Here is an 11,544-nt window from a genome sequence, read left to right as displayed (position 1 = left end):
TCTATAGGGGCTGTAGTAAGTTTATTTCCTCCATTAATTCTTCTTTGTTCTTCGGAATCCATTTTTTTGAACTCTACTTCTGATAATTTTTTCATAATAAAAATTTAAAATTTATTCCTACTCTATTAAGGTTTTTCAGAGACCACCTTAAGTTTTCCGGAAACTTGATTACAATGTAGTAGAGTTCATAATGAAGAATTCATTTAGAACCATAAAGCTTTTACGGTTTAGGCTAACAAAAGTGTTAAAGTCATTTATTTGACTATTATAAAAAGAATAGTAATGATTGTTCAAAATTAAATGACTTACTAATCTATGTTGATTCTTAAATTATTAAATAGACATGTTTCATTAGTTTCAATTTATATTCTGATGAAGGATACATATAATTTTAAAATCAAATTTTTCAATGAAGAATAAAGACTATGTAAACTTTAATGTTTTTATAAAACATAACACGTTTTCTAGTGCAAATCTTTTAGTTTAAATCTTAGTAGTTGTTATTTGATTACTAACAACTGAACGATTAAATGAGAGAGAAAATAAACCTGGAAACTTTTAATTGCTTCAAATAGCGCATTTTTTCTATTACTTACTAAAATTATATAAAAAGAAGAAAGCTAAAATGGAAAGAACTTAAAGGGATTGAAAAAATTTGAAACAAATTAAATCGGGTAATGAGAAATTAGAGTCTTATGAAAATATTGCTAATAAGAAAAACGTCTGGAAGTTATTTTGAGACCGTGATAGTGGTTAATTCTCTTGTAAGAAAGTGAATATGCATGTTATTTGGTCAACTTATCTATTTAACGTTGTATTTTTCTTTTCCGAGGGATTTCCTAAAAGAGCTTTACTACCGTATTTCTTTAAATTTAAAAATCTCTAATTTATCACAGTACTAAGCTTAAACATCGGTAGATACATGGCAATTAAAATCACAGCGACTATAAAACCCACTAATAAAGTTAATAGGGGGTTTAAATAATTCGCCATATTCTTAGCATAATAATTGGATTTGGATGAATATTGTTCATAAAGTTTTTGAAATACATATTCTGTATTATTAGTTTCCTCGGCAACTTTTAAAAATGCAATAATCTTAGCATCAAAAAATGAATGTTTACCAAAACTATGACTGATAGACTCTCCTTTTATAATATCGCTTTCTATTTCTTTGAGTTGATCAGTCAGAGGATAAAAATCTACTACCTCACTAACTAAATTCAAGGCATTGGATAAAGGTATTTTAGCCTTTATTTGTAAAGATAATGTCTGCATCAAACGAGTCAGCTTTATTGTTTTTATATATACGCCTACAAATGGCATGGATAATATCATTTGGTCAAGAATCTTTTTAAACCATAACTTTTTCTTCAAAATATAGAAAAGTGAAATAAAACTTATCAAAGTAATTAATAAATTAAAACTATTATCTTTCAATATATTAGACAATAAGACGATCAACTTGGTTAAGAATGGTAATTCTAAATTATTTTGATTGAAAATATCTTTAAACATAGGTACGACATAGTTCAACATGAAAAGTATAACTACGAACGCCGTAATTAAAACTATTATAGGATAAGATATCGCTGAAATAATTTCTCTTTTTTGTTCATTCTTATTTTTATAGAAAAGAGCTAAGTCTTTGAGAATACTTGCCGTAGTACCTGTACTTTCACCTATTTCAATAGACTTAATTTCATGTTTGGAGAATTTACTCGTCCTTTCTAAGGCTTCTCCAAAATTTCGCCCTTCGGTAATTAAAGTAATTATTTCACCATAGATTACTGAGTCTTTTTCTTTCCTAGCAGATTCTTTTATAATATCTAAACCACGCCTAAGATCCACACCCGAAAGTAAAAGAATTGATAGCTCCTCATAAAATCTTTCTTTTTTTATCTCGGAGAAATTGACTCCGAAAAGGTTAATCTCCTTTTTTAAAATAGAACTTGAGCCATTAGAATTCTTACTCTTAACTTCATCATTTATAGTTTCAAATTTCATTCATCAAAATGTTTTGAGCTGAATTAAATTTTGAAACAAATAAAAAATCTTTCTCTGAGTTCGAAAAAATAATTTTTAGTGCATCAGCTTCCTGTCCATTTATTTCATTGCCATTAAAAAAAACTTTATAAGTTTGATATGGAATCCGAAAGGTATCGGACTTCATTATAATTTTGTTTTCTAAAAATTTATATTCTACGTAATTTAATGAACCTTCAAACATTTTAAAGATCAATTTATTCTCAGATCTATTAAATAAAACACTTTGGGATTTGTGAAAATCAATGGAAAGTCGACTTTCTAAATCTCTCTTTTTCGACATTGTTGAATACCAAATTCTATATTCAGCAATATTATTATTGATAATGTTTATGGCCGAAAGCGCAGTGCCAATAATGATAATACTAATAACTAAAACTACTAGAAGTTCTGATAGCGTAAATGCTGCAATCTTTTTAGAAATTCTCATTGGAAATACTATATTTTATCAAATCTTCAGTGTCTAAAATTTTCAATTCTAAAATTTTAAATTCATCTTCACGATATACTAAAATATCCCAATCTTTTGATCTTTGATAGAATGGTAACTTTAGTCTATTTGTAGAGGCTTTATATCTTATCTCATTAACTTCCTGCCTCATTTTAAAATGACTTTGCTTGTCATTTCTCAATGCAACGTTATTAATGATTTCTATAGCAATCACAAATATGATAAATATGATTATTGATGCAATTAAAGTCTCCATTAGAGTACTCGCTTTTAATCTTAGTATAGCCATGCAGTGATTGTTTTATCCGAATCCGCAAGAAGCGGACCTCCAAATGTTTTGGACAATCTTTGGTTAGTTATAGTACAATTGTAAAGATGATTTAGATATTTAGAACCCTTTTTAGCAGTCATGACATTTTTCGAGAAAAGACTGCCAGTTAATGTCCCATAAAATTCTACTGTACCTTGACAATATATAAATCCTATCACCGTGGATCCATCGTGAATAATAATATTATTCAGTTTTTTGGGGAATGTTTTTGAATTCAAGCTTATAATATTGCCTTCAAAGTGAGTTCCTTGATTGAGGACGATATCAGTATCTTTTTGATTTTCATTTTGCCTGAAAGTGGTGACAGAGGACGGATATTCAAAATAAGTATCTTTTCCACTTTCAAAGTTACCAGTTATGGCATGTAAACTACCCTTGAAACCTGCCTCAACTTTTATTTTTGGAGCGATAATTAAGATCTGATCGATTGTTGCCGATTTTTTAATATTAATTGGGTTTTTACTAAACAAAACTAAATTCCCTTCTAATTCGAATTCAACATCACCTCCCTGATGTGAAAAGATTTTTTTTTCTTCCAAAAATGTATTTTGAAAATTTTCATCAATAATATCCGCGCTTACTGCATATTTTTTGTTGTAAATTGAGTCGATATATTTTAACCAGCCAAAATCTAGATCTGGCAATTTAGCTTCACTTTCTAGCAATTTACCAGCTATTAACTCAGGACCTTGAAAATACACCCCACCTACCGAACCAGGTCTCACATATTTGCCCGGCACATAAACTTTACCCTCAATCAGGGTATTACCAGCTAGAACTAAAGGCATATTATGATCTTCTAAATATAGAGTTGGGAAATTTTTTGAAATTTCTGACCCTAAAAGTGCAGCACGCGAAAAGCTATCCGCACCTTCTCCAGATTTACTTATTACTTTCTCAAAACTTCCCCAATACGATTGTTTAATATTATTTTTCCTTATACTTGGAAAATTTTTCATTTCACCATATCGAACTATATTTTCCTCAGCATTGTAGATATTCTCTATTAAATTTGAAGCCTTATTTTCAAGTAGATTATTTGTATAAGTAAGCAGTAGGAATGTTCCCAGAATGATAAAAATTAATACCGAAATAAGCACTACAAAATGTAAAGCAGAACCTTTTATTCTTTTTATCATAATGCTAGGATTTGATAAAAACCTTAGATTCACCTTTATATGATAACCTCACTTTATTTTTAAAAGTTCTTATCAATTTAACCTCTAGATGAATGTCTCCATTCTCAAATAGAAATTGAGATCGACCAACTTTTATAATATGAATGCTATTGCTATCACTTGCATCCTCAATAGATCCTAAATAAGTAATCGGAGGCCATTCAATCCTACTTATTTTTTTTACGTGATGATTATTATAATTTCTGGATGGTTTTTGATAGGATAGGCCTAGAAATGGATCTTTATCTATATCGCGTAACTTTAACATTCTCAAATTACGGGGAATTTTTGGGTTTTGAATAGTTTCTTGCAATGAATTCGTTGAAATTGAATTAATGTCTTTGCTTAAAGAGTTGAAAAACTTAAAACCTAAAACACCCCAAATAATCAGGACTACAGGTATTAAGACGTATAAATTCTTGTTTTTCAAATCAATTGATTGTGAAGGAAAAATTCTCACTACTTCTGGACTCATTACCTGCTTCATCAAAGGACCTTACAAACCAATAATATGTCTTATTTCGGTCCAAAATAGAAGTGTATGCGCCTGTTCCTGTATCTTTCTCAACTAATACTTCTAAATTTAGATCTTCAAAAATATAAATACTATCTACTGCTTCTGTTTCAATTAATTGAAGTCTTTCCCACATAAAATTGATAGTATTATTAGTAAGAATAGTGTCATTCTTTGAAGAAATCAACCTTGCTACTTCAGGATCGGTGGTATCAATGATAATTGTATGATTTGAATAAAATGTATTCTCAATTTCAGTCTCTCCCCTCACTTGCCAAATGAATCTACCATTATCAAATAAATATTCATAACTAGTAGAATCTGTTGTAGTTTCAAGAATCAACTCGTTTTCAGTGAAAATTTGTAATCTATAAACTTCCGCACTTTCCATTGGTTCCCACCTCAAATTCTGAAGTGCTACATTCGTCTTTAGGTTATTATCAGGTTCTAGTAAGTTGATTTCAAAACTTGAAAAGTCGTCATTACTTTGTACCTCAAAAAAAGCTTGTGTCGACCTTGATGTATAACCACTATTTAAGGCAGTAATTCTCCATTCATAATCACCAATAGAAAGGTTTTTAGTAAAACTTGTTTCTTCAACAATTTCGTTAACTAAAAATTGATTAACCTCTTCAAAACTAGGTTTGACGATTTGTATTCTATAGGAAGAAGCCCCATTAATTTCTTGCCATTCGAAGTCAATATTCGAAGCTTTCAATTCACTATCGTTAGTTGGTGCCAAAAGTTCAGGCAATTCATCTTTTATATCAATTTCTAAAAGAATCTCTTCGCACGAACATAGTGTTAAAAAGGTCAATAAATATAGCAGTGTTCTTCTCATACTAATAAAAATCTTTAAAATCTTTCTCTAAATCAAAATTAGTAGAATTCCTTTTTGTTCTTCCTGGACAGGATTTACCTTTTTTAACTATCGCCATGGCTGTTATATCTCCTCTAACGTTTCGAATCCAACAGAAATTACTGACTTCAAAACCTAAAATAACTCCATCCTTAAAACTTACTCTATTGTAGCCGGTCTGGCTAGAATAGGTTGTCAAAGTATAAGCACTAATAGAACCATTCTGCAAATAAACTTCCTCTGCGTTAATTAGTTCCAAAGCGATGGACGATGGGATAGAAACTTTTATTTCTGTAACAACCACCCCATTATTTGTATTTGTTAGATACTTCCTGAGAGCTTTACTATTATTTATAGAATTAATGTATCCAATTTCATCAGCTAGTTTTAATTTTATAGTAATAGCCTTATTAATTGAATCTGTATTCATTAATGAATCAATTGGCTTGACCTTTCTAGCTGATACTACATTGAAATCTCCTTCCGAAAGTATCTCTTTACTTATGTTCAGCTTAATGTCATTAACTAAGTATGGAGTCCCGACTTCATTAAATTCTTTACTGAAAATTTTTTTATTCATCGATCCAACCGAACCAAGGGAAATATCCTCTACAAGATTAGGACTCAATGACCTTTCACCTAAACTCATAGTTTTACAAGAAAACAACACAATCATGAGTATTAAACACAAGGAAAATTTTAGAATATAATTCAGTTTTCTCATAAGGTTGTAATTCTTGATGATTTAATCCAGTTTAATTCTTTCTATTTGATTATTGATTTTTATTAAATGTAGAGTAAGCTCCTCAATTTTTTCTAAAATTATACGTTCAGTCTCAGCTATATCTATACCTCGCTTTGCAACCTTCTCAGCTGTTGGCAGACCAGGCAAATGACCATGCTCGAATATATACTCATTTAGATCGTTTAAAGAGGCTAGTATATACTCATCTGAAAATACATAATCCGGCCAATTAGCTTCCACCTCCATGACCATCGATTCAGAGATCATCGCTCCCCCTACCACAAGGTCGTAACTGGAAGCTTTTAAGTCTCCCAACTGCAGTTGCCCTTTAAAAATAGTCGTAGTATCTGAATTAAAGGTAATCGGGATAAAATCATTATCTTTAAATAGAAAATCTATATCTTTTTTTTCAATACCTGGAGTATCACGTAAACTATAAGAATTCTTAGCGGTTCGGTGGCCAAGGTTTAATTCAACATTATTTAATTGTAATGATAACAAGGACCTCCCGGTATTGTTTAAAGATAAAATTGATAAATTAGAATTTTGATCTTTATTATAATATTGTAAAACTCCATCATTATAATATCGATAATTCCCCTCAAAATTATTCTTGGTTTCACCTTGAGCAATACCTCCATTCAAAATACTAATGGCTGTGATATTCTGTGTAGCGGCTACTGATATTGGATATGATTTTCCCAAAGAATTACCTTCCACATAGAGATTATCATTGTAGATACTGAGTCCACCATATAAATTCAAGCGGTTGACAGTATATTTTCCAGTTCCTGTTATTTTCTGAAAAGTTAAACTTGATACGGGCTCTAAAAATAATTGATTAATCTCTGTTGGTGCAAGTGCTTTATTATAAATACTAACATCATCAATAGTACCTACAAAATTAAAGACATTATAATCATACTCCCCAATTCTAAATTCATATTTTGAATTCATATGAACCCCATCTGAATCACTCATGTCTACGGCCTTTTCCAGCTCACCATCAATGTACAAACTTGCCATGCCGTCTCGGTCATAAGTAATGGTGATCATATGCCAGGTCGAAACCTCTAAAATTCTATCACCTGTAAAATCAACCTCATAACTACCTCCCCAATTTATAAAACCTCTAACTCGAGAATTTTCAATACCATATCCATATCTAAATATTCCATTTCCAGCATAAGATTTTGCAGAAGGAGCGTAAATACCACTTGGATTGTTGTGATTAATCCAACTATTAATTGTAAAATCTCCATCGCCCATATCAAGGATATCTCCGTATCTAATGTAAGATTGATTAGTGCTAAATCTTAATGCTTTGCCCATATTTCCATAGCGATCGGCTACCAAAACGACATCATTCATTTTTCCTTGATAATTATTTCCACTAATATCATCTCCATTTCCATCCAACGGAAAATAAGCCAAAAGGCCAGATGTGATTGGGATCTCCGGAGCATCTATAAGCTGGACCGTAACACTGGATCGATTACCATTACAACTACCATCGAAACTTCCTACATAATATGTTGTATTATTTGATAAAATATCGGTTTCCGAAAGGGCTTCTGTTGAAGAATCACTTAGATACCACGCTACTCCACCCCCTTGATCAAGTGCATCCAATTCCTTTACCTGAGCCTGATTTCCTTGAATCTCTCTGTAGATTATTTGTTCAGGGTGAAGTACAGTGGGACATTGAGCAAAGGAGTTTGTTAAGAAACCTAGAAGGCTTAAAACTAGACTAGTCCCTATCTTTTCAAAATACTTATGATTTATTCCCATACTTTTGTGACAAATCACAATTTTTCTTGACTCTTTAATTTCTCCAAAAGGTGTTCATTTCGTTGCTGTAGTTTCTTAAGATCCGCACTCAATTGAATCATATACAATGTTAACTCTTCTACCTTCTCAACTAAATTTCTATTGATCTCTCCTACATTCATTCCATTTTTCTCAATTTCTTTAGCCGATGGGATATTAGGAAGTTTTCCATTTTTTTTTATATAAACTTCCAAATCTTTTAAAGACAATAAATCGTAAGAATCCTTAAAAACATAATCTGGCCATTCCTCCTTTAGCTTAACCGTAGCAGACTCCGCTAATATAGTTCCTCCTACAGCTAACCTATATTCAGTAGATGGAATCGTGTTGACTGCAACACTACCGTGGAAGGTTGTCAAAGAATCAGGAGAGAGAGTCATAACAGGATAGGAACTTTCATTATCTCCATATTCTACCTTGAAATCTTTGTAATCTGAATTGCCGGATGAAATTCTTATACCCGAAGATTTTTTGATACCGTCTGTTTCATTAAAAAGCTGTAAATAATCCTCAGAGTTTTCGGTACCTAATGTAACTGAACTAGACACTGGATTTACTCCGTCTGATTGACTTTCAATCCTTAAACCTACATCCCCGGCACCGTCTCTCTTTAAATAAGCCTTTCCAGAAGATGAATACCCAAGGAGAACTGACGAAGGACCTCCCACATTAGCATCGAAGGATTTTTCAAACCGAATTGCTCCGTCCTGAATATTAATGGCTATAGAATCGGGGTTCCCTATTATTTCTAAAGGTGCTTTTCCTGTGATAGAGGTTCCATCTATAAACAAATTATCATTTGATACTACAGCACCTGAGTCTAAAATTATACGTCTATTTGTAGTATTTCCATTTTCAGTAACGCTTTGAAGAGTTTCCTGAGCAGTTAAAATGGAAAAACTTAATAAGGCTATTAAAGAACATAACGTCGGTCTATTCATGTTAGGATATTTTATACTAACCAAACTTATCAAATAATGAAACTCTTCAATATATCTAAACCGTACGAATTGTACGGTTTAAATTTAAACGATAGAAATAAAAATTTTGATCTTTTAGTATATGTGAAATACCGATTAAAAGAATATTAAATGTCCTTTAGAGACATTTTAGCATTTAGATTTTTTACAATTTTTCATAAAGCCTGAATCAGCCATTTTCAAATTTGACTATTTTTCATTGATCCTTTTCTTCAAGAAATTGAGATAATTATCCAAATAATTCCAATGAGATTTCACTTATAACAAAGGGCTGAAGAAAGCTATTAAATTTCTTTTTCAATAAAATCAATCAGGCAAAAAAAAATTTGCATTTAGAACAATATCTAATACTCCATAGTATTGCAACCTAGTTAACAAGGACATTCTATATCACCATTCTCCAATACTTCACATTCGCATTCAACAGTACAGGAACTTAAAAACAGCGCCAAACTAAATAGTAGAAAAACTGACTTTCTTTTCATAATTGTTAGTTTAAAAGTTAATATTTAAATTTATATGATACACCTACACCTGCTGATCCTAATTTCGCAAAAGTTGTAGATGAGGTAAAACTACCTGATGTTTTAGTTTTCGTTTCAGAATTACCAATACCTCTGTAATACCCAAATATTTCTAATAATTCATTCTGCCAACCTGTCTTTAAAACATAACTCAAACCAGATAGTTCTTTTGTTGATTCGGATCCAGTAGCTATAGCATATCCTACGTCAAACCCTCCAAACCAATTATAGTATCTTCCTAGCGAATATTTAGCTGTAGCGCCTACGGGCAGTTATCCAAAGTCATTGCCAGCAAGTTGAGCATCTGCCTGATCTTCCGGACTGGTATTAGCGTTATAAAAATATCGGCCATAACCTGTTGTGGCACCCAATTGTATATTGTTAGTAATCTCAAAGGTATAGGCAACATCGATTCCGGTAAATACTGAAAAGTTCTCACCAATGCTTCCGAAGGGATATCCACCGCTAATTCCGGCTTTAAATTCCTGAGCAGAGATTGTTGTTAAAGATAAAAATGTTAGGATAAAGAATACGAATAATCTCTTCATGGGGGTGGTATAAACTTTAAATAAATAGTAAACTATTATAACCATTTAGAACGATAAAAAATATCTAGCGTTTCGTTATAGTTTTAAAATAGTTCCCATCAAAATGGCAATATTATCGGGCTAAGATTTGAGGTCTTATAGATTTTTTTTGAAGATTCGCAGATCATGTTACGCGAAAAACTTAGAAAATATAAATGAACTGGTTGATGTGTCAAATTTATTTATTACCAATGGCATTCAAGTAAGAAAAACCGTAGTTAATTTACGGTTTCTACGTTTGTAAAAAAGATTAATGAAATAAAATTGCTGTCTAAATATACTTACGTTCAAAGACTAAATGGATAGTGTAATTCTACAATTAGGAAAATTTTTAAAATACAAAATGCTGATATCCCAGGATCAATATTTCATTTAAAACCTGATAGAGTGTTTACACTAGAGTTATCTCTTCAACAATCTGAAGCAAATCGTAGTTATATGAAAGAAAAATAATACTTCTAACCGCACTTTTTATTGCTATAAAGCCAACTTTAAACTATCCTTATAATGTACTTCTGTAAAAATTCTGAAAGTATTTCTAGCTTCCATATAAGATTAAAAAAAGCTATCCGTTGTATTAGTACTCTTATTCTCCAATTTACAATCTGCTATTTATAAAAATTATTTTTTCGAATTCTTTTTATTTCTAATAGCATCAACTACCTTCTAACTATAAAGACAGGAGTGGTATATGCTCGATGTGATGCTTAATTATACGCAGAACAATAGGTTACAGGATAGATTAGTTAATTTTACTTTTTTTCCATTTTTCACTTTTTGCAAAGTATATCAAATCACATACTAATAAACTTTTCGTATCCTTTGTAAGCATCCTTTTCAATACTTTTTTGAAATAACTAAAAGGTAGAACATCTTCATAGAAATAATTATAATAATCATATTCGGACATATCCACATTAAATATCTCTTTGTATCTAACAAAAAATACATCTATATCCTCTGAAAGTAACCCTAATTTTGTTAAATCAGTTTGAGGACAAATTTTTTTCTTATCATACCCAAAAACCTCCTCCATTAGTTTTTTTATATGTTCTAATATTTCCGTGTCGGTCATTTTAAAACTTTATTGATTTTGAAAATATTGCAACTGACCAAAACCTGTTCCATAACCTAAAGGGGTCAAAAAATTTCGATTTAAAAATGCACCTCTATCTATTGTCATACTATTTGGAAAAGTCCAATGTCTTGTAGACATTTTACCTAATTTACCGTGAATGTCCAATGAAAATCTATTTGTATATTTACTGGCGCCCAAAACAGTCCTTTGACCAAAATTTTCTTTCAATACTGGGGCTGCTTTTCTTGTTAACCAAATTTCTCCTGCTTTTTCCAATCCATAACCTGTAACGTAACCCCAAGCATATGCAGGATAGTCTCCAGCATTTTCTATGGTAATTCCTACATAATTAATTATCTTCTGTTGTTGTTCTTCTGCATAACCAATTCCACTAGCATCTATTGCAGGACTCATCATTGTT

12 protein-coding genes are annotated in these 11,544 nt (G+C 31.2%); all 12 read right to left on the bottom strand.

Annotated features, from left to right (window positions below):
* Nucleotides 1-882: 882 nt before the first annotated feature.
* Nucleotides 883-2,007 (bottom strand): type II secretion system F family protein, encoded by a 1,125-nt coding sequence (locus ACNKXS_RS13850; protein ID WP_417921374.1) that lies wholly within the window; start codon nucleotides 2,005-2,007, stop codon nucleotides 883-885.
* Nucleotides 1,997-2,476 carry a hypothetical protein gene (locus ACNKXS_RS13845; RefSeq protein WP_417921373.1) on the bottom strand — a complete coding sequence of 160 codons (480 nt, stop codon included), beginning with the start codon at nucleotides 2,474-2,476 and terminating at the stop codon, nucleotides 1,997-1,999. Before ACNKXS_RS13845 ends, ACNKXS_RS13850 begins: the two co-directional genes overlap by 11 nt.
* A complete protein-coding gene (locus tag ACNKXS_RS13840; RefSeq protein ID WP_417921372.1) occupies nucleotides 2,463-2,786 on the bottom strand; it encodes a hypothetical protein in 324 nt (107 codons plus the stop codon). The genes ACNKXS_RS13845 and ACNKXS_RS13840 overlap by 14 nt, the downstream gene beginning before the upstream one ends.
* Nucleotides 2,774-3,967 (bottom strand): hypothetical protein, encoded by a 1,194-nt coding sequence (locus ACNKXS_RS13835; RefSeq protein ID WP_417921371.1) that lies wholly within the window; start codon nucleotides 3,965-3,967, stop codon nucleotides 2,774-2,776. The genes ACNKXS_RS13840 and ACNKXS_RS13835 overlap by 13 nt, the downstream gene beginning before the upstream one ends.
* Nucleotides 3,968-3,971: 4 nt before the next feature.
* Entirely contained in the window at nucleotides 3,972-4,436 is a 465-nt protein-coding gene (locus ACNKXS_RS13830; protein ID WP_417921370.1) for a hypothetical protein, read from the bottom strand.
* A gap of 1 nt (nucleotide 4,437) precedes the next feature.
* Entirely contained in the window at nucleotides 4,438-5,361 is a 924-nt protein-coding gene (locus ACNKXS_RS13825) for a fibronectin type III domain-containing protein (RefSeq protein WP_417921369.1), read from the bottom strand.
* 1 nt (nucleotide 5,362) lies between these two features.
* Nucleotides 5,363-6,028, bottom strand: coding sequence for a hypothetical protein (locus ACNKXS_RS13820; protein ID WP_417921368.1), 666 nt, complete (start codon nucleotides 6,026-6,028; stop codon nucleotides 5,363-5,365).
* A 96-nt stretch (nucleotides 6,029-6,124) separates the two neighbouring features.
* Nucleotides 6,125-7,915, bottom strand: a complete 1,791-nt coding sequence (locus ACNKXS_RS13815) for a LamG domain-containing protein (RefSeq protein ID WP_417921367.1) — start codon at nucleotides 7,913-7,915, stop codon at nucleotides 6,125-6,127.
* A 14-nt stretch (nucleotides 7,916-7,929) separates the two neighbouring features.
* Nucleotides 7,930-8,895 carry a hypothetical protein gene (locus ACNKXS_RS13810; protein WP_417921366.1) on the bottom strand — a complete coding sequence of 322 codons (966 nt, stop codon included), beginning with the start codon at nucleotides 8,893-8,895 and terminating at the stop codon, nucleotides 7,930-7,932.
* 835 nt (nucleotides 8,896-9,730) lie between these two features.
* On the bottom strand, nucleotides 9,731-10,006 hold the full coding sequence (locus ACNKXS_RS13805) for a hypothetical protein (RefSeq protein WP_417921365.1): 276 nt from the start codon (nucleotides 10,004-10,006) through the stop codon (nucleotides 9,731-9,733).
* 781 nt (nucleotides 10,007-10,787) lie between these two features.
* Nucleotides 10,788-11,120: a DUF1493 family protein gene (locus ACNKXS_RS13800; protein ID WP_417921364.1), complete on the bottom strand. Its 333-nt coding sequence runs from the start codon at nucleotides 11,118-11,120 to the stop codon at nucleotides 10,788-10,790.
* A 9-nt stretch (nucleotides 11,121-11,129) separates the two neighbouring features.
* The coding region (locus tag ACNKXS_RS13795; RefSeq protein ID WP_417921363.1) for a hypothetical protein at nucleotides 11,130-11,544 on the bottom strand (415 nt) is incomplete at its 5' end.

The sequence above is a fragment of the Christiangramia marina genome, from assembly GCF_048285865.1.
In the GTDB taxonomy this organism is placed as follows: domain Bacteria; phylum Bacteroidota; class Bacteroidia; order Flavobacteriales; family Flavobacteriaceae; genus Christiangramia; species Christiangramia marina.
Note: the sequence above shows the minus strand (reverse complement) of the source record. Positions and strands in the feature narration are given on the sequence as shown.